The sequence below is a fragment of the Gilliamella sp. Pas-s95 genome (assembly GCF_009795795.1).
In the GTDB taxonomy this organism is placed as follows: domain Bacteria; phylum Pseudomonadota; class Gammaproteobacteria; order Enterobacterales; family Orbaceae; genus Gilliamella; species Gilliamella bombicola.
The window spans coordinates 64,466-84,117 of the sequence record NZ_WTFC01000003.1; the positions used below are offsets into that span (position 1 = coordinate 64,466).

Below are 19,652 nucleotides of genomic sequence, written 5' to 3' on the forward strand. Positions count from 1 at the left end.
TTATTGGATTATTATGAAAAAAAATGCTGCAGTTACAGTAATTGGCGCAGGATCTTACGGAACCTCTTTAGCTATTTTACTGGCACGAAATGGCCACTCAACTTTATTATGGGGTCATAACCCTGATAAAATGGTCATTTTGCAGCATGATAGGCAAAATAAACAATTTTTACCTGATATTCCTTTTCCTGATTTACTACAAATTGAAAGCGATTTAAAAACAGCTGTTTCAGCTGCATCTATTTTACTTATTGTGGTACCAAGTCACGCTTTTGCAAGTATTCTAACTCAAATCAAGCCATTTTTACGACAAGACTCTAAAATAGTCTGGGCAACAAAAGGACTTGAAGTCAATACTGGACGATTATTACAAGATGTCGCAAGAGAAATTTTAGGCAATCAAATTTCATTAGCCGTTATTTCTGGTCCAACGTTTGCCAAAGAAGTAGCATCAGGGTTACCCACTGCGGTAACTGTTGCATCAACAGATAAAAACTTTTTAACAGAATTACAACATTTATTTCATTGTAGTAAAAGTTTCCGTGTTTATAGCAGCGGAGATTTCATTGGAGTACAACTTGGCGGTGCAATCAAAAACGTTATCGCCATTGGTGCTGGATTATCTGATGGTCTTGGTTTTGGTGCCAATGCTAGAACAGCATTAATTACTCGTGGCCTTGCTGAAATGATGCGATTAGGGGCAGCATTAGGTGCAGACCCTGCAACTTTTATGGGGATGGCAGGGCTAGGCGATCTCGTTTTAACTTGTACAGATAATCAGTCTCGTAATCGCCGTTTTGGAATTTTACTTGGTCAAAATAAATCAATTCAGGAAGCCCAAGATGCCATTGCTCAAGTTGTCGAAGGATGTAATAATACCAAAGAAGTTTGGTTACTAGCTCAAAAATATCATGTTGATATGCCAATCACAGAACAAATTTATCAGGTCCTTTATGAACATAAAGATCCTAAACAAGCAGCGATGGCATTACTTGGACGTTCACAAAAAGCAGAACTTAAAAGTTAAGTTTAAAATTAACTTATTGTTTTATTATAAAATTACTGTGAAATAATAAAAACCAAACAACCAATTATTATAAATAGGTACCTATTCCCTTTTCTTTTGCTTTAAGATAAATATCGTAACCAATATACACATCTAATACTGCTGTTCCAACTGTTTTAAATAATGTTATTTGCTCATCATTTTGACGACATAGAGCAGGAGCTTGCACTAAATCACCCAATTCGAAAAAGTCATCTTTTGATACTAATTTTTGTTGAATTGGGTCAATAATATCCCCTGCTTCGGCAAACACGCCCGCTTTGGTATCTAGTACGCGAATGTTAGCCTTTTCAACAATATTTTCTGGAATTTCGTGCATTTCTGGTGTATACGCACCAACGCCATTTATATGAGTACCCGGTTTGACTTTATTGCCATTAAATGTCACAACTTTTGATGTCGTGACTGAAGTAATAATATCGGCTTGGCCAATATCTTGATCCAAATTTTGTGAAAAATAAAGGTTTGTAGAAAAATTAGAAAACTGTTGTTTCATATCATTCGTAAATTGTTTTGCTTTTTGAGTATCAATATCAAAAATAGCAACATCAGTCAATGAACGCACAGTTAACATCGCTTCTAGTTGGGATATCGCCTGCCCACCGGTACCAATCAACACTGCGCGACTAGCATCTTTACGCGCTAATAAATCAGTTGCCGCACCTTGAACAGCCCCTGTACGGAGCTGTGTTACAAAAGTACCATCTAACATGCCACAAACTTCACCTGTTTGTGGATCTAACATTAAAACTTGAGCAGGTACCGATGGCTTGCCTAATTTAGGATTGTCAGGAAAAACTGAGACAATTTTGATACCCACAATATCACTACCTTGAATATGTGCTGGCATAAACAAACATTGGCCTTTCTGCATATCAAAATTGATGCGCAATGGCACATCACAGTTCCCTTTAGTGTAAATTTTTAAAGCTTCCTTATCTGCTGATATCGCATCTTTCATGGTATAAAACTGTTCAATATCTTTAGCTGTTAAAATGAGCATTTTTGTTCCTTACTTGCTTTTATATTTACTTAGTATCTATTATCTATTTTTTAAATCAAGAATCATTATCAATTAAATTTTAACAATTTGTTTTATAATAAAAAATAGTCTTTGTTGTATATTTTATGTATTTTCACTATTATTACAGAGTGTAATTTTGCACGGTAATTGAGAAATCGGATGTTATTTAAAATATTAAAATTTTTTTTAAAGGTTTTATTTCATGTCAGAATTCATGGTAATCTTGACAATTTAAAACAAGATAGACTTCTTATCACCCCTAACCATGTATCTTTCCTTGATGGTATCCTAATCGGATTATTTTTACCTGTAAGACCAGTATTTGCTATTTATGCTGGCTATATTAATCACTGGTTAGTCCGCTTAGCAAAGCGTTATGTCGATTTCGTGCCAATGGATCCACTAAGCCCAATGGCAATCAAGCGATTAGTTCGCGAAGTTGAAAAAGGCCGTCCAATAGTCATATTCCCAGAGGGAAGAATTACTGTCACTGGCTCATTAATGAAAATTTATGATGGTGCTGCTTTTGTTGCAGCCCGTTCTCAAGCAACAATTGTACCTGTCTGGATTGAAGGAGCTGAATTTACTTTAACCAGTCGTTTAAAAGGATTATTTAAACGTCGTTTATTTCCTAAAATAACCATTCATGTGCTTGAGCCGACATCTATAGCTATGCCTAATGCACCTAAAGCTAGTGAAAGACGTTATATTGCAGGCGAAAAACTTCATCAAATTATGATGAATGCACGTATGGCAAGTCGCCCCAAATTAACGCTATTTGAAGCTTTGCTTGAAGCGCAAGTCCGCTATGGTGTCAAATCGCGAATGGTGCAAGACCCAACAACTCATGAAGCATCTTATCGTAATTTATTAAAACAAATCATTGGTGTTAGCTGTATTGTTGCAAAAATTACTCAGAAAAAAGAACGTGTTGGCGTCTTACTGCCTAATGCAACCATTACCGTTGCGACAATTTTTGGCTTATCGGTTAAAAACCGAATTCCAGCTATGCTCAATTATACTGCTGGTACCAAAGGGCTGACTTGTGCAATTGTAGCTGCTGAAATTAAAACTATCATTACTTCACGCAAATTTATTCAAAAAGGGAAACTTGATCATCTTCTGGAACAAATAAAAGATGTTAAATGGTGTTTTCTTGAAGATCTACGTAACAGTTTAACTCTTACGGATAAACTTTATGTTGCAGTTCATCAGTATATCCCTCGTTTGGTTAAACGCTCTCAATCAAGTGATGACGAGGCTCTCGTGTTGTTTACATCGGGTTCAGAAGGTAATCCTAAAGGTGTTGCTCATAGTCATGGTAGTTTGCTTGCTAATGTTGAGCAAATTCGAACTGTTATCGATCCAACTCCGGCTGATCGCTTTATGTCCGCACTACCGTTATTCCATGCTTTTGGTATTACTGCTGGATTGTTTTTACCGCTGTTTTCTGGTAGCCGCACATTTTTATATCCAAATCCATTACATTATCGTATGGTGCCTGAAATAATTTATGATCAAAATTGTACCGTCTTATTTGGCACGCCAACTTTCTTGGCAAACTATGCTCGTTACGCCCATCCATATGACTTTATGCGTTTACGCTATGTTGTTGCTGGTGCAGAAAAATTATCAGACACAGTACGCGAGCAGTGGAAAGATAAATATGGTATCCGTATTTTAGAAGGCTATGGTGTTACTGAGTGTGCACCCGTAGTGGCACTTAATGTTCCAATGGCGTTTAAAGCCGGTACAGTAGGTCGATTATTGCCAGGCATGACATCAAGATTAATTCATGTGCCAGGTATTAGCGAGGGCGGTCAATTGCAAGTTAAAGGCCCTAATGTGATGAAAGGCTATTTACGTGTTGAAAATCCAGGCAAACTTGAAGAACCAATTGCAATCGATGAACATGGGCAATCCGAAAAAGGTTGGTATGACACTGGCGATATCGTTGCTATTGATAACGAAGGCTTTGTCACAATTAAAGGACGCTTAAAACGATTTGCTAAAATTGCAGGAGAAATGGTTTCATTAGAAAGTGTTGAAGCCTTAGCAAAAAAAGTCGACATTGATGCCATGCACGGCGCAACAGTTAAAGCCGATGCAGCAAAAGGAGAAGCTATTGTTCTATTTACTACTTCGACAAAATTAAATCGAGAGCAACTTAACCAAGTGTCTCAAGAACTTGGTATTCCTGCATTAGCTATTCCTCGTGATATCCGTGTAGTTAAAGAATTACCATTACTTGGTACAGGTAAAATCGACTTTATTACACTACGGAAGATGGCTGACGAATAAATAAAAGGATTCCAAATGAATCAATATTCTCTTTTAAGCAAAGGCATGGTTGCAACCATGCTAGCGCAGTTTTTTTCAGCATTTGCCGATAACGCCATCTTTTTTGCTATTTTAGCTTTCATCAACAATCTACATTATCCAGCTTGGAGCCGATCAATATTACAAATTAGTTTTGTGCTGCCATTCATCATTCTTTCCCCTTTTGTTGGTCAATTTGCTGACAGCATGTCAAAAGGTAAAGCTATGATGATTTCAAATAGTATGAAATTACTCGGTGCTGGTTGTATATGTTTAAATATTAGTCCTTTTATTGGCTATTTTTTAATTGGCATAGGGGCAGCCGCATACTCTCCAGCTAAATATGGGATTTTAGGCGAACTTACTACGGGCGATAATTTGGTTAAAGCAAATGGTTTAATTGAAGCATCAACCATTGCGGCAATTTTACTTGGTTCGCTAGCGGGTGGTCATATTGCCGATCTTAATGTAAGCATATCTATATTGATTTGTGTATTAATGTATGGGCTAGCAATTATTGCTAACCTTTTTATTCCTAAATTACCTGCCGCACGACAAAATATTCCATGGCAATTTATGGTTATGATAAAAGATTTTGCGAACACAATTAAAATCATATTCACTGATAAACAAGTCTCATTCACATTATTTGGTACTAGTTTGTTTTGGGGAGCGGGTATTACTTTACGTTTTTTGTTAATTAGTTGGGTTCCTGCTATTTTAGACATACACGACAATGCAACGCCAACAAATCTAAACGCCATTGTCGCTATTGGCATTGTTATTGGTGCCGGGCTGGCAAGTACATTTATTTCAATTTATATTTTACTTATTATTATTGGGGCATTAGGTGGCTTTTTTTTAGTACCATTGAATGCTTTTATTCAAAAAATAGGTAAAGATTTAGTCGGTGCCGGCAGTATCATTTCGGTACAAAACTTAAGCGAATATACAGCAATGATGCTAATGCTAGGACTTTATACATTAGCTGTTTACCTAAATTTATCAGTTATTACTATCGGTGTTGGTTTTGGTAGTTTATTTGCTATAGTAATATTTTTGTTATGGCTAGGATTAAGAAAAAATGCAACAAATTAACCTATCTAGTATGTTAACTGAAAGTCGTAACCCTAATAGTGAAAAAATAGACGACTGTTCAACGTTAGAAATACTTCAAATCATCAATAATGAAGATAAGCAAGTCGCACTTGCTGTTGAAAAAGAGCTAGTAAACATAGCAAAAGCTGTTGATGCAATTAGTCAAAGGTTTTCAAATCAAGGGCGATTAATCTATATCGGTGCCGGGACTTCTGGTCGATTAGGTATTTTAGATGCAAGTGAATGCCCACCAACTTATGGTACTCCGCATGAACAAGTTATTGGATTAATTGCTGGAGGGGAACAAGCTATTTTTAAAGCAGTTGAAAATGCTGAAGACACCCCCGAATTAGCAGTTAATGACTTAAAAAATATCCATTTTAGCTCAAACGACATTTTAGTCGGCATAGCAGCTAGTGGGCGCACACCTTATGTAATAGGCGGTATGCAATATGCCAAATCAATCGGAGCAACTGTCATAAGTTTATGCTGCAATCTTAAAGCCCCGATGATCAACATAGCAGATATAGCAATCACCCCTATTGTCGGTGCTGAAGTAATTACTGGATCATCAAGAATGAAAGCCGGAACTGCACAAAAATTAGTATTAAATATGCTAACCACAGCCAGCATGATTAAAATAGGCAAAGTATATGGCAATCTAATGGTCGATGTCGAAGCAACCAATGCAAAACTCATTGAACGACAAATATCAATAGTCATGCAAGCCACCAATTGTAGTCGGGAAATTGCTATTCAAGCATTAGAGCAAAGCCAAAAACACTGTAAAATTGCAATTTTAATGATTCTCTTAGGTATAAATGCAGAGCAGGCAAAACAAAAAATTATTAAAGAACAAGGATTTATTCGTCAAGCATTACAAACCAAGCAAGATTAGCTTTAATGAACAATAAAAGCTTAATTTTTTTACCAAAATGTAATAAACACATATTTCTTAGTTTATTTGTAGTGTAAAATAAATAGATATTTTTATTTTATAGGCTTTATATTATGTAATTAATATAAAAATTAGGAGGTAGTTATATGGTTGGAATTATCCTTGCAACTCATGGTGAGTTTGCAGAAGGTATTCTACAATCAGGAACAATGATATTTGGAGAACAAGAAAATGTTAAAGCAGTTACCTTGCATCCAAGTGATAGTCCGGAAAGTTTGAAAGAACGAATGCTTGAAGCAATAGCTACATTTGATAATCAAGATGAAATACTTTTTTTAGTCGATTTATGGGGAGGAACACCATTTAATCAAGCTAACAATTTGTGTGGAGAACATAGTAATTGGGCTATTGTAGCAGGATTAAATTTACCCATGCTAATTGAAGCTTATTCTTCTCGATTTTCGATGGAAACAGCAAAAGAAATTGCAGCAGCAATTATTGAACCTGCCAAAGAAGGCGTACGCACAACAGTCGCCACCCCAACTGCCAACACTCAATCAACTAAACAATCATCAACCATTCCAGAAGGCACTGTACTGGGTAATGGAAAAATGAAAATTGTATTAGCACGTATAGATTCTCGCTTATTGCATGGGCAAGTTGCTACCGCTTGGACTAAATCAACCAACCCTAATCGTATTATCGTTGTTTCTGATTCAGTATCCAAAGATGAGTTAAGAAAAAAACTCATTGAAGAAGCTGCACCCCCTGGTGTAAAAGCGAATGTCGTTCCTATCAAAAAAATTATTGAGGTTTCTCACGATCCTCGTTTTGGCAATACCAAGGCATTATTACTATTTGAAAATCCAGAAGATGTCCTAAGGACTATAGAAGGTGGTGTCGATATTAATGTTATTAATGTGGGATCAATGGCACATTCAGTAGGTAAAGTTATGGTAAATAAAGTACTATCAATGAATGCTGAAGATGTCAAAACATTTGAAAAATTGAAAGAAAAAAATGTGAAATTTGATGTTCGCAAAGTACCTAACGATTCTAATAGCAATATGGACGAATTACTAAAAAAAGCGAAAGAAGAATTAGCTGAACAAAAAAATTAGTTTATTTATAGGGGTTATATTATGACATTATCAATTGTTGCTATTATTTTGGTGATAATTATCGCCTTTTTAGCAGGAATGGAAGGTATCTTAGATCAGTTCCAATTCCATCAACCTTTGGTTGCTTGTTCGTTAATTGGACTAGTGACAGGTAATTTAGAAGCAGGCGTTGTACTAGGTGGTTCATTGCAAATGATAGCTCTTGGTTGGGCTAATATTGGGGCTGCTGTTGCTCCAGATGCAGCGCTCGCCTCTATTGCTTCGTCTATTATTTTAGTACTGGGTGGACAAGGCGTTGCAGGTGTATCTACCGCCATTGCTATTGCTATTCCTTTAGCAGTTGCAGGGCTATTTTTAACTATGGTAGTTAGAACTATTGCCGTTCCGTTAGTACATATGATGGATGCAGCAGCAGAAGAAGGCAATTTCCGAAAAATTGAATCATTACAAATTTTAGGTATCTGTTTACAAGGTTTAAGAATCGCAATTCCAGCAGCAGCATTACTCTTTATTCCTGCTGAAGCAGTTAAAGGCGCACTAGATGCTATGCCTGAATGGTTAACAACAGGTATGGCTATTGGTGGTGGAATGGTTGTTGCTGTCGGTTATGCAATGGTAATCAACATGATGGCAAACCGCGAAGTATGGCCGTTTTTCATTATTGGTTTTGTTGTAGCGGCCATATCACAACTTACACTAATTGCACTCGGTGCATTAGGTATTGCATTAGCATTGATTTATCTCAATCTTTCTGAACGCGGCAATTCATCAAATGGTGGTACTAATGGTGACCCACTTGATGACATTTTAAATGATTACTAGAAACTTGGAGAAAAAAATGACTGATAGAATTCAATTAAGTAAAAAAGATCGTTTAGCTGTTGCTTGGCGTTCAACTTTCCTTCAAGGTTCTTGGAATTATGAACGTATGCAAAATGGTGGTTGGGCTTATTCAATGATTCCTGCTATCAAAAAATTATATACCACTAAAGAAGATCGTTCAGCAGCACTAAAACGCCACTTAGAATTTTTTAATACCCACCCTTATTTAGCTTCGCCTGTGCTAGGCGTAACACTTGCTCTTGAAGAAGAACGAGCTAATGGCGCTGCCGTTGATGATGTTGCCATTCAAGGGGTAAAAGTGGGAATGATGGGACCATTAGCGGGAGTCGGTGATCCTGTATTCTGGTTTACCGTTCGACCAATGCTTGGAGCTCTGGGGGCTTCACTAGCAATAACTGGTGATTACATTGGCCCTATTTTATTCTTTTTATTATGGAATATTATTCGATGTTCTTTTATGTGGTATACCCAAGAGTTTGGTTATCGTACAGGCTCTAAAATTACTGATAATTTATCGGGTGGTTTACTGCAAAAAATTACTAAAGGAGCCTCTATTTTAGGGATGTTTATCCTCGCTGCCTTAGTACAAAGGTGGGTATCAATAAAATTCCAACCCGTTGTTTCGACTGTAAAATTAGATAACGGCGCGTTTATTGATTGGAATACATTACCAATAGGTGCAGAAGGCATTCAAAAAGCGTTACAACAAATGCAAAGCGGATTATCACTAACCCAAGAAAAGGTCACCACCTTACAAAATAACTTGGATCAGTTGATACCAGGATTAGTACCATTACTATTAACTTTCTTATGTATGTGGTTACTTCGCAAAAAAGTATCACCTATTTTAATTATTCTTGGATTATTTATTGTGGGTGTAGTTGGCCATGTAATAGGCCTTTTATAAAGCATAACGTTTTATAAAATTTTCTTAAAAGGCACTATATTTTAATATATAGTGCTTTTTATATATCGTCATCTTATTATAACGTCTCAATAAAGTAGCTATTTTCAACCCACTTTATGGTTTAAATAGTAGTATAATTTACAAAACACCAACTTACTTATGGATAATAATGGCTCAATCATTAAACACTAAAGTAGACTTAACCATTCAAGCAACTGCTTTCGTTGGTTTTTCAGAGTATGGCAACATAATGATCGGTGACAAAGCCTTTGAGTTTTACCACCAGCATGACCCTCGCAAATATATTCAAATACCATGGGATGAAATTGATTATGTTATTGCATCAGTCCTGTTAGGTGGCAAATGGATTCCCCGTTATTCTATTCAGACTAAAAAAAATGGAACTTTCACCTTTGCATCTAAAGAACCCAAAAAAGTATTAAAAGCTATTCGAGTTTATGTTGACGGGCAAAAAATGGTCAGATCACTTAGTTTCTTTGATGTTCTAAAACGGGCTTTTATAAAGAAAAAAACAAAAAAATAATGTATACCCAAAAAATTATTGGTTAATCTTTAATATTATTATTCTTAATAAAATTATAGAGTTTTTCGGCCTGTTGAGATAGCTGCCTTTCTTTTTTCTTAATTAAATATACTGCTCGTTTTAATGAAAGGTCTTTAAAGGGAATAATAGCAATATTATCATGTTCAAACTGAAACAACGTTAACCCTGTAGTGATGCTAACGCCTTGGTTTACAGCAATCAAACCCATCATAGTAGTTAATTGTCTGACCTCCATAGTGTATTGAATATTATATAATTGAGTTAGTTGATCTGTATAAAGTCGAATGCTTGTACCTTGGGAAAATGCAATAAATTGCTGACCTTCCAAATCTTTTAATTGAACAGAATCTTTTTTAGCTAACTCATTTTGTCTATGACAAATTAAATAAAAGTCATCCGAAAATAAAAGTTCAGCTTGAATATCCTTTAACGTTGGTGTCCCTGCTGCAATGGCAATATCAGCTGAATTATCAATAATGGCATGTAAACACCTATCCCATTGAGTATCCAAAATTTTAACCCTGATTTCAGGATTTTCTAAATAAAATTTTGCGATTACTTCAGGCAACCATTTCACGGCTAAAGAAGGTAGAACAGCGACAGTAATACAGCCTTCTTCACCATTCGCATAACGTTTAATGTTTTCAATGGTATTATCATAACTATGGACAAGATTACGAGCTAATTCGATAAAATAAAATCCATCAAAATTAAGCTGAACTTTTCTTGTATCACGATCAAATAACCTAAAGCCAATTTCTTGTTCTAATGTAGCAATAAGAGCACTAAAAGCTGGTTGGGACAAATTGACTAATTCCGAAGCTTTAGTAAAATTTTCCATTTCCGCCAAAGCCAAAAACGCACGTAACTGTTTGATAGATATATTCATATTATAATTAATTTATCTCTCATAATTTGCCAGCATTATAAAAAAGAATCCATCATTTTTATTTAAATGCTAATTTATCGCCATAACAAAACTCTATCACATTTTTTATTTATTTTAACAAGTTATCAAAATCAATTTTTATTTTTTGTGACCTACGTTTAGGTAAAAATTTAAAAATTTTTTAAGAAAAAAATAACTATATGAATAACAAAAACTTTAATCAAAAAAATATATTTAGTTAAATGCTGTACTTATTTGTATTTCAAATAAATGGCGACTTATTTTCATTACAACTATATCTATATCTTATTCAAATAATTGTTTGCTTTTGAGTTATGTATTATATGGCAAATTTATTTGAATAAGGAGAGCATCTATGTTAGCACTTACAGGCATATTAACTATTGTCGTTATGCTTTATTGCATAATGTCAAAGCGAATGTCGCCCATTGTAGCATTAATTATTATTCCCACGATTGGCGCTTTAATTGCTGGTTCGGGTTTAGAAACACCAAAATATATTGTAGCAGGGATAACAAAGCTTGCCCCTATGGCCGCTATGTTTGTATTTGCAATTACCTTTTTTGGTGTTATTACTGATGCGGGAATGTTTGATCCAATTATAAAACGTATATTACGTTTTGTTGGCACTAACCCTATCAGAATTATTATTGGCACAGGAATCCTAGCATTAATTGCCCACTTAGATGGTAATGGAGCTGTAACCTTTTTAGTCACGATCCCCACTATGTTACCTTTATTCACAAAACTAGGTATGGATAAACGTATGCTCATAGGTATTACCGCATTGAGTGCTGGTGTCAATTTTTTACCATGGACAGGACCAATGATCCGTGCTGCTAGCGCATTAAATATCTCGACTCATGATCTTTTTGTACCACTTATTCCAGCCCAAATAGTTGGACTTACATTTATGATATTTATGGGCTATTACTGGGGTAAAAAGGAACAAAAGCGTCTAGGACTAACTAAAGAAGGGATGCTTGCTAATAGCAATGTTTCACATCATGAAAAAGAATTAACAGAAGAAGAGAAAAAACTTCGTCGCCCTCATTTATTTTGGGTTAATATCGGCCTAGTTGTTGCTGTTTTATCTACCATGATATTTACACGTATCTCCCCAACTGTTGCTTTTATGATTGCATTAACACTAGCATTGATGATCAACTACCCTAATGTCAAAATGCAGTCTGAACGCATTAATGCCCATGCAAAAGCCGCACTAATGATGGCCAGTATTTTATTCGCAGCAGGAGCATTTACTGGTATTATGACTGGTTCTGGTATGCTTAAAGCAATGTCTGAATCTGCAGTTAACTTTATTCCTCAACATTTTGCCAGCCATGTACCATTTATCACTGGTATTGTCTCAATGCCACTAAGCCTTATTTTCGATCCTGACTCTTATTATTTCGGTATTATGCCAGTCGTTGCTAATACGGTTGAAATGTTAGGTATCCCAAGTATTCAAGTTGCTCAAGCCTCTATTATGGGACAAATGACAACTGGTTTCCCTGTTAGTCCATTAACGCCTGCCACATTCTTACTTGTCAGCCTTGCTGGTGTAGATTTAGCTGATCATCAAAAATTTAGTATTCCAGTTTTATGGTTAGCAAGTATCATCATGACTGTTGCTTGTGTTGTAACTGGCGTATTTCCGATTTAAATTACAAGAGGTATTTAATTATGAAAAAAATAAGAATTGGTTGTGGAGCTGGTTATGCTGGCGATCGTATTGAACCGGCCGTAGAGTTAGCACAAAAAGGACAAATCCAATATTTAGTTTTTGAATGCTTGGCAGAACGAACTATTGCAATAGGTCAAAAACAAAAACAGACTAATCCAAATGCTGGGTTTAATGAATTACTTGAAGCAAGAATGCGTGCCGTATTACCACTTTGTGTTCAAAATAAAATAAAAATTATCACCAATATGGGATCGGCTAATCCACAAGCAGCAGGAAAAGCAATCCAATCGATTGCTCAATCGCTAGGTTTAGCTGGATTAAAAATTGCTATTGTTGAAGGTGATGATGTTTATCAATCTGTTGTTGAACAAGATCTTAAACTTGATGATATTAACAAAAAAGTTTCCGAATCCGATAAAAAAATCGTCTCGGCTAACGCCTATTTGGGTTGTGAAGCATTAGTTGATGCACTTAAAGCTGGTGCTGATATTGTTATTACTGGACGAGTTGCCGATCCATCTCTATTTCTATCACCAATGATTTACGAATTTGGTTGGTCATTAACTGACTGGGATAAATTAGGTAAAGGCACTTTAATTGGGCACTTACTCGAATGTGCAGGTCAAATAACTGGCGGTTATTACGCTGATCCGGGTTACAAAGATGTACAAGGACTTGCTCGTTTAGGCTTTCCTATTGCTGAAATAAGCGAAAATGGTGAAGCATTTATTACCAAAGTTCCTGAATCTGGAGGTTGTGTTAATGTAGATACTTGTAAAGAACAAATGCTATATGAAATACATAATCCTGAATATTATATTACCCCTGATGTCGTCGCCGATTTTTCAAAAGTAACTTTCAAAGAAATCGCAAAAGATCAAGTCGCAGTAACCGGTGCTACGGGCAGAGAGCAAACTAAAACATTAAAAGTGTCAGTTGGTTACCTAGATGGTTTTATAGGCGAAGGGGAAATGAGCTATGCAGGACCTGGTGCAGTAGATCGCGGTCAATTAGCACTTGATATAGTCAAAGAACGCTTATCAATCATTGGGGTAAATGCCGATGAATTACGTTTTGACCTTATTGGAGTCAACTCTTTACATGGAAGTAAACTATCTCAAGCAAGCAAACCTTATGAAGTTAGAGTTCGTGTTGCAGGACGTTTTAAAAGTAAGTCTGATGCAAGCTTAATAGGTAACGAAGTTGAAGCACTCTATACCAATGGTCCAGCTGCTGGAGGAGGAGCTTATAAATCAGTTAAAGAGATTGTTGCTATGGACTCGACACTGATTGAAAGAACACTCGTCAAACCTGTTATCAGCTATTTGGAGGTATAAAATGAAACTAAGACAGCTTGCGCATTCAAGAACTGGAGATAAAGGAAATATATCTAACATTTCTGTCATTGCTTATGACATCAATAACTATGAAAAACTAAAGGCCACAGTAACCGCTGATAAAGTAAAAGAATTCTTTTCAGATACGGTAAAAGGAAAAGTAATTCGTTATGAACTACCTAATATTGGTGCATTAAATTTTGTCATGTACGAAGCATTAGGCGGTGGCGTTACACGTTCTTTAGCTCTCGATATGCATGGTAAAGGCCTTAGTGCTGCATTGATGGATATGGATATAGAATAACGCTTTTCCTATATTTATATTGTATATTATGACTTAAAAGTCCCACAAAGTTAATTGTTGGGACTTTTATTTATTCTATTTTCAATAAATATACTTTTTAAGCTACTACTTGGTATTGATAATAAACAGCCATTGCACTTTTTGCTAGAAAGAGTATAATTCTGGGGCTTTGATTTTGTCCGTGTTGGGCAGAAAAAAGATTATTTTTTAATTTAAGAGGATGTTATGGTAACTATTCGTTTAGCTCGTGGTGGCTCTAAAAAGCGCCCTTTTTATCAAGTAGTTGTCACTGATAGCCGTAACCCACGTGATGGTCGTTTTATTGAGCGCGTTGGCTTTTTTAATCCAATTGCACAAGGTAAAGCAGAAGAATTACGTTTAGATCTTGATCGCGTAAATCATTGGGTTGGTTTAGGTGCAACAGTTTCTGATCGTGTTAACGCATTGATCAAACAAGCACAAAAAGCTGCTTAATTTAGTAATTAATAGTCCTGTAATGATGAATACTGAGAATCTCATTGTTGTTGGTAAACTTGGTTCAAGCTACGGCATTCGCGGATGGCTCAGGATTTTTTCGTTTACAGAATTTCCAGATAACATTTTTGATTACACCCCTTGGTATATCCAGCGTGCTGGGCAATGGCAAGAAGTAATCGTAGAAAGCTTTAAACCACATAATCATGATATGATTGTGAAACTCAAAGGCATTGATGATCGAGATCAAGCAATTGCATTAACCAATATCGAAGTATTTGTTGATGCAGAAAAATTACCAACACTTAGTAATGGTGATTTTTATTGGAAGGATCTCATTGGCTGTCGAGTCAAAACAGTTAATGGTTATGATTTAGGCCTGGTTACAGATTTAATGGAAACCGGCTCTAATGATGTATTGGTCGTTAAAGCAAACCTAAAAGATGCATTTGGAGCAACAGAACGTTTGATTCCTTTTGTTGAAGATCAATTTATTAAACAAGTAGATTTAACAACAAAAACGATTGTGGTCGATTGGGATCCAGCTTTTTAATTGGTAAGGTAAAACTATGTGGATTGGCATTATTAGCCTTTTTCCCGAAATGTTTCAAGCCATTACCTGTTATGGCGTGACTGGTCGAGCAGTTAAAAACGGACTGTTAACAATAGATTATTGGAACCCGCGCGATTTTGCGCATGATAAGCATAAGACTGTTGATGACAGACCTTATGGTGGCGGTCCAGGCATGTTAATGATGGTACAACCACTAAGAGACGCAATTCATGCGGCAAAAGTAGTAGCTGGGGACGATACAAAAGTAATCTATCTTTCCCCACAAGGGCGCAAATTAAACCAACAAGGTGTTTGCGAATTGTCCCAAAATGAAAAACTAATTTTAATTTGTGGACGATACGAAGGCATAGATGAACGCGTTATCCAAACCGAAATTGATGAAGAATGGTCAATTGGGGATTACGTGTTAAGTGGCGGTGAATTACCGGCGATGACAATGATTGATGCACTTGCAAGATTTATTCCTGGTGTATTAAATCACCAATCATCAGCAGAGGAAGACTCTTTTGCTAACGGTTTACTTGATTGTCCACACTATACTCGGCCTGAGGTGTTAGATGGAATGGCGGTGCCTGATGTGTTAATGTCTGGTCACCATGAAGCGATTCGTCGTTGGCGATTAAAACAATCACTAGGACGAACTTGGTTAAGAAGAGAAGATCTTCTTGCAAATCTAGCTCTGACTGATGAAGAGCAATGTTTACTTGCTGAATTTAAACATGAATACAGCAATAAACAAAGCAATTAATATTTCAGTGTAACTAGCATAAGAGATAACATTATGAAAAATGCAATTATTCAGCAATTAGAACAAGAACAAATGAAAAAAGACATCCCGTCTTTTCGCCCTGGTGACACGGTTGAAGTAAAAGTATGGGTTGTTGAAGGTAACAAAAAACGTCTTCAAGCTTATGAAGGTGTCGTCATTGCGATTCGTAATCGTGGTTTACATTCTGCATTTACAGTACGTAAAATTTCGAATGGCGAAGGTGTTGAACGAGTATTCCAAACTCACTCACCAATTGTTGATTCAATTACTGTGAAACGTCGTGGTCAAGTACGTCAAGCTAAACTTTACTACTTACGCGAACTTCGTGGTAAAGCGGCTCGAATTAAAGAGCGCCTTAACTAATTTTTTATTGGCTATCAATAAAAAATATCAGATTAAGATGGTCACCTTTATGGTGACCGTTTTTATATATGATAAAAATAATGTCAACGTAGCAATAACGTTGATAAATTGACGTAGTTTAAAAAATTAATATAAAAGATGAGCTATGATTGACTATATTTTTGCTATTTTATCCACAACAGTAAAATTATTTGCATTAATGACGCCGCCTGCTGTCCTGAGTGCATTTTTAAGTGGCACCAAACAATATGATGAACAGCTACGACGCAAAACTGCACTCAAAACATCTTGTTCTGTTTTTATCATTGGCATTGTACTATTCTTTTTTGGTAACACCATGTTTAGCGTTTTTGGCTTTACTCTTGATGCATTTCGTATTGGTTCAGGAGTATTATTGTTCATTACTGCAGTTTCGCTTATGAACGATTCGCCAGAAAAAAACAAAATTAACAGTGACGATGATATTAGTGTTGTCCCACTTGCTATCCCACTATGTATGGGGCCTGCATCTATTGGTACTATCATCGTTATGGGCACAAGCTCAATTGGAATTGTATCAAATACGGTTGGCGCTATTTCATTATTTGTTGCATCACTGGGAATTTACATTATGCTGCTATGCGCCAAAACTATTGCAAAAGTATTAAAAAATACAGGTATTGCGATTTTATCAAAACTAACAGGATTACTCATATCAGCCATTGCAGCACAAGTTGTATTTACGGGAATATCCGCCTTTTTAAAATAACCAAATAAAATAATTCAAAACTGATTGTATGTAATCACACTTAAATAATATTGCTAAATGATTACATACAATTACATTAATAACTTTTAATTGGATTTCGCTTTTTATAAAAAAAGTAAGAGATAAGAATAGCGATAACTAAAACCACTTCTGACAACAAAATAAAGTAACCCGACTCGCCAAACCACACTCCAATAATAATAACAATATTCATAATAATAGAAATGACTGCAAGCCAAGGAAACAATGGTGATTTGAACTTAATCATCTCTTTAGGATATTTACCACTATTCACCCCATGACGAAATTGATACTGGCACCAAGCAATAATAATCCACGCAAAACACCCAACTTGGCCAGTGCTTGCGACTAAATAAATATAAAGCTTTTCGGCTGCAATGTACTTAGAAAACAATGAGACTAATGCAATAATAGCAATAAATAATATACCTTTTGTAGGCACACCTCGTTGATTGACTTCTGAAAAATATTTTGGTGCCAAATTATCTTGAGCCATAGACCATAACATTCTTGAACTAGCATAAATTGCTGAGTTGGCTGCAGATATAGCTGCACAAAAAATAACAAAAAGCATCATATACGAAGCAAATGTAATTCCGGCTTGGTTAAATACCCATACAAACGGGCTAATTTCATCATGTACTGTTCCGTATGGATAAACAAGTGCTAAAACGGCAATAGCTAAAACATAAAATAAAATAATACGAAAAGCAACGCCAGTAATAATTTTAGGTAATACTGATTGAGGAGATTGCGCTTCACCTGCAGCATTCCCAATTAATTCGATGCCTTGAAATGAGTAAGTCACAATAGTCATACAAACAAAAATTGCAAAAAAACCATTGGGAAACCACCCACTCTCTGTTCTAAATGTTGGAAATACCTGTGTTTGGGTATATTGGTGATAAAGTAAATAAACACCAATACAAATAAAAGCAATAATCGCAAATACCTTGATCATTGAAAAGCAATACTCACTTTCGCCAAATGCACGAACCGAAATTAAATGCACTGACGTGATAATAACTAAAATGAAAAGGCTAAAAATATAGATAGGGATGGAAGGAAAAACTTGGTTAGCGATCATTGATGCTGCAGTCAAATCGGCAGCCATAGATAGCACCCAACTTAACCAATATAACCAACCTATTGTATAACTCCAAATTGGATTGGGTATAAACATTAACGCATAATGTTGAAAAGAGCCTGCATGAGGGAATGCACAAGAAAGCTCGCCTAAACATAACATAGTTGAAAGCATTATGCAGCCTGCCATTAAATAGGCGATAATGGTTCCTAATGGCCCAACCGTACTCAGTGGAGATGCGATACCGATAAATAACCCAGTACCAATCGAACCACCTAAAGAAATCATCAAGAGGTGACGATTTTTTAAATTTTTCTTTAAACTACTGGGATAAGGGCTTTCTTGTGATTCTGATGTTGTCATGTAAACCGCCTAATAATCAATAAAAACTGCTGGTTGTCCAGCAGCTAACACAATTAATAAATAAACCGTTTTTCTACACCATTTGTTTGGCAAGCCATAAGTAAAGCGGTGTAATCAAGTTCAAAACCGATCATATCACCGATATGTAATGTTGCAGAAACATCGTCAATATCAACAATAGTATGATCGCTCGTTTGCCCTAAAACAGTAATCTTATTATTGATAGGCACGCAGCTTTCCGCAGGTACATCTTGCCGTCCAAACGCAAGAAGTGCTCGTTTGCGTGTACCGTTATCAACAAACGTTTTACTGTTTAAAAATGCATCTACACCTAATTCACCAACAGGAACCGTTGGCTTGCTATTAACTTCAATAACTTGCGCATATAATTTATACAAATTACTACACGCTTTATCAACAGGCTTGTTTGAATGATGAAATTCATCCAGATATTTCATATCTACATACTCAATACCAAACTCATGCAAACCACCTATTCTTAAGTGATTCAACCCTTCTGGCCAAATACCTTTATCTAATAGATGGTAGCTTGTACAATTACCAGCTGATAAATATTTAATTTTAATATTACAAGACTCTTCTACTTTACGCGCAATATGTAAAAAGTCTACTCCATTTTTTACTGTTGGTAAAACGGTACCATAACAGTTAAAATTGGTGCCAAGCCCATAGAGCTCAACACCCGGTAAAGAAAGAATTAATTTAACCATATCAATAATTTCATCAATATGTTCAAACCAAATACCTTCTCGTAAATCCCCCATATCTACCATCAATAAAACTTGATGAATTTTTTGTTGCTTAACTGCTTCATCAGAAAGAGCTTGAATAACTTGTTTTTCGCTATTTAGGCTAATATCAGCATATTTAACCACATCACTAATTTCACTTAAACAAGGACTACGCAATAAGCATGTTTTACAATTTAAAGCTTCTTTCAATTTTTTTAAATTGTAAGTTCTTGACTCGGCAATCACATCAATACCGCCGTCAAGTACAGCTTTGGCGGTTTCTATGCAGCCATCAAAAACTTTATTAACAGCCATCACTTCAATACCGTGTTTAGCTAATAACTCTTTTTCAACACGAGCATTATTTCTTAATTTGCGCAAATCAATTTCTAATATAGGTTTGTACATACACTTACTCCTCT

Annotated in this window: 19 protein-coding genes and 2 pseudogenes; 17 read left to right on the forward strand and 4 right to left on the reverse strand. The window is 35.8% G+C overall.

Annotated elements, in window-relative coordinates; all coding sequences use genetic code 11:
- Positions 1–13 precede the first annotated feature (13 nt).
- Positions 14–1,027 (forward strand): NAD(P)H-dependent glycerol-3-phosphate dehydrogenase, encoded by a 1,014-nt coding sequence (gene gpsA, locus GQ598_RS01525; protein ID WP_202112631.1) that lies wholly within the window; start codon positions 14–16, stop codon positions 1,025–1,027.
- A gap of 67 nt (positions 1,028–1,094) precedes the next feature.
- Here the strand turns inward: gpsA and GQ598_RS01530 are convergent, their stop codons facing one another.
- The gene (locus GQ598_RS01530; RefSeq protein WP_160402037.1) at positions 1,095–2,069 is read right to left on the reverse strand and encodes an ornithine cyclodeaminase family protein; all 975 of its coding nucleotides are present in this window, start codon (positions 2,067–2,069) and stop codon (positions 1,095–1,097) included.
- Between the two features lie 180 nt (positions 2,070–2,249).
- Between GQ598_RS01530 and aas the strand changes: the two genes are divergently transcribed.
- From aas to GQ598_RS01565, 8 genes and pseudogenes are all read left to right on the forward strand, one after another.
- Positions 2,250–4,391, forward strand: a complete 2,142-nt coding sequence (aas, locus tag GQ598_RS01535; RefSeq protein ID WP_160402038.1) for a bifunctional acyl-ACP--phospholipid O-acyltransferase/long-chain-fatty-acid--ACP ligase — start codon at positions 2,250–2,252, stop codon at positions 4,389–4,391.
- 15 nt (positions 4,392–4,406) lie between these two features.
- A complete protein-coding gene (lplT, locus tag GQ598_RS01540; RefSeq protein ID WP_160402039.1) occupies positions 4,407–5,507 on the forward strand; it encodes a lysophospholipid transporter LplT in 1,101 nt (366 codons plus the stop codon).
- Positions 5,494–6,405 carry an N-acetylmuramic acid 6-phosphate etherase gene (gene murQ, locus GQ598_RS01545; RefSeq protein WP_160402040.1) on the forward strand — a complete coding sequence of 304 codons (912 nt, stop codon included), beginning with the start codon at positions 5,494–5,496 and terminating at the stop codon, positions 6,403–6,405. Before lplT ends, murQ begins: the two co-directional genes overlap by 14 nt.
- A gap of 146 nt (positions 6,406–6,551) precedes the next feature.
- Positions 6,552–6,927 (forward strand): annotated as a pseudogene (locus tag GQ598_RS11305) (PTS sugar transporter subunit IIA); the annotation flags it as partial.
- 56 nt (positions 6,928–6,983) lie between these two features.
- Positions 6,984–7,526 (forward strand): annotated as a pseudogene (locus tag GQ598_RS11310) (PTS system mannose/fructose/N-acetylgalactosamine-transporter subunit IIB); the annotation flags it as partial.
- A 21-nt stretch (positions 7,527–7,547) separates the two neighbouring features.
- Entirely contained in the window at positions 7,548–8,348 is an 801-nt protein-coding gene (locus GQ598_RS01555) for a PTS mannose/fructose/sorbose transporter subunit IIC (RefSeq protein WP_160402042.1), read from the forward strand.
- A 16-nt stretch (positions 8,349–8,364) separates the two neighbouring features.
- Positions 8,365–9,276, forward strand: a complete 912-nt coding sequence (locus GQ598_RS01560) for a PTS system mannose/fructose/sorbose family transporter subunit IID (protein ID WP_160402043.1) — start codon at positions 8,365–8,367, stop codon at positions 9,274–9,276.
- Between the two features lie 169 nt (positions 9,277–9,445).
- On the forward strand, positions 9,446–9,820 hold the full coding sequence (locus tag GQ598_RS01565; RefSeq protein WP_091348841.1) for a DUF956 family protein: 375 nt from the start codon (positions 9,446–9,448) through the stop codon (positions 9,818–9,820).
- Positions 9,821–9,842: 22 nt separating this feature from the next.
- Here the strand turns inward: GQ598_RS01565 and GQ598_RS01570 are convergent, their stop codons facing one another.
- The gene (locus GQ598_RS01570; protein ID WP_160402044.1) at positions 9,843–10,730 is read right to left on the reverse strand and encodes a LysR family transcriptional regulator; all 888 of its coding nucleotides are present in this window, start codon (positions 10,728–10,730) and stop codon (positions 9,843–9,845) included.
- 376 nt (positions 10,731–11,106) lie between these two features.
- Between GQ598_RS01570 and GQ598_RS01575 the strand changes: the two genes are divergently transcribed.
- The 8 genes from GQ598_RS01575 to GQ598_RS01610 all read left to right on the forward strand — a co-directional run bounded on the left by GQ598_RS01575 (position 11,107) and on the right by GQ598_RS01610 (position 17,007).
- Complete coding sequence (locus tag GQ598_RS01575) at positions 11,107–12,417, forward strand: CitMHS family transporter (protein WP_160402045.1); 1,311 nt, start codon at positions 11,107–11,109, stop codon at positions 12,415–12,417.
- A gap of 20 nt (positions 12,418–12,437) precedes the next feature.
- Entirely contained in the window at positions 12,438–13,775 is a 1,338-nt protein-coding gene (locus GQ598_RS01580) for an acyclic terpene utilization AtuA family protein (RefSeq protein WP_160402046.1), read from the forward strand.
- 1 nt (position 13,776) lies between these two features.
- A complete protein-coding gene (locus tag GQ598_RS01585) occupies positions 13,777–14,079 on the forward strand; it encodes a hypothetical protein (protein ID WP_160402047.1) in 303 nt (100 codons plus the stop codon).
- A 225-nt stretch (positions 14,080–14,304) separates the two neighbouring features.
- Positions 14,305–14,553, forward strand: a complete 249-nt coding sequence (rpsP, locus tag GQ598_RS01590; RefSeq protein WP_034900786.1) for a 30S ribosomal protein S16 — start codon at positions 14,305–14,307, stop codon at positions 14,551–14,553.
- A gap of 22 nt (positions 14,554–14,575) precedes the next feature.
- Entirely contained in the window at positions 14,576–15,106 is a 531-nt protein-coding gene (gene rimM, locus GQ598_RS01595; RefSeq protein ID WP_160402048.1) for a ribosome maturation factor RimM, read from the forward strand.
- Positions 15,107–15,122: 16 nt separating this feature from the next.
- The gene (gene trmD, locus GQ598_RS01600) at positions 15,123–15,875 is read left to right on the forward strand and encodes a tRNA (guanosine(37)-N1)-methyltransferase TrmD (protein ID WP_160402049.1); all 753 of its coding nucleotides are present in this window, start codon (positions 15,123–15,125) and stop codon (positions 15,873–15,875) included.
- 33 nt (positions 15,876–15,908) lie between these two features.
- Positions 15,909–16,259: a 50S ribosomal protein L19 gene (gene rplS, locus GQ598_RS01605; protein WP_034900792.1), complete on the forward strand. Its 351-nt coding sequence runs from the start codon at positions 15,909–15,911 to the stop codon at positions 16,257–16,259.
- A 145-nt stretch (positions 16,260–16,404) separates the two neighbouring features.
- Positions 16,405–17,007: a MarC family protein gene (locus GQ598_RS01610; protein WP_160402050.1), complete on the forward strand. Its 603-nt coding sequence runs from the start codon at positions 16,405–16,407 to the stop codon at positions 17,005–17,007.
- 76 nt (positions 17,008–17,083) lie between these two features.
- Here the strand turns inward: GQ598_RS01610 and GQ598_RS01615 are convergent, their stop codons facing one another.
- Together GQ598_RS01615 and GQ598_RS01620 are read right to left on the reverse strand one after the other, a co-directional pair.
- Positions 17,084–18,478 carry an amino acid permease gene (locus GQ598_RS01615; protein ID WP_160402051.1) on the reverse strand — a complete coding sequence of 465 codons (1,395 nt, stop codon included), beginning with the start codon at positions 18,476–18,478 and terminating at the stop codon, positions 17,084–17,086.
- Positions 18,479–18,531: 53 nt separating this feature from the next.
- On the reverse strand, positions 18,532–19,638 hold the full coding sequence (locus GQ598_RS01620; RefSeq protein WP_160402052.1) for an alanine/ornithine racemase family PLP-dependent enzyme: 1,107 nt from the start codon (positions 19,636–19,638) through the stop codon (positions 18,532–18,534).
- Between the last annotated feature and the right edge of the window lie 14 nt (positions 19,639–19,652).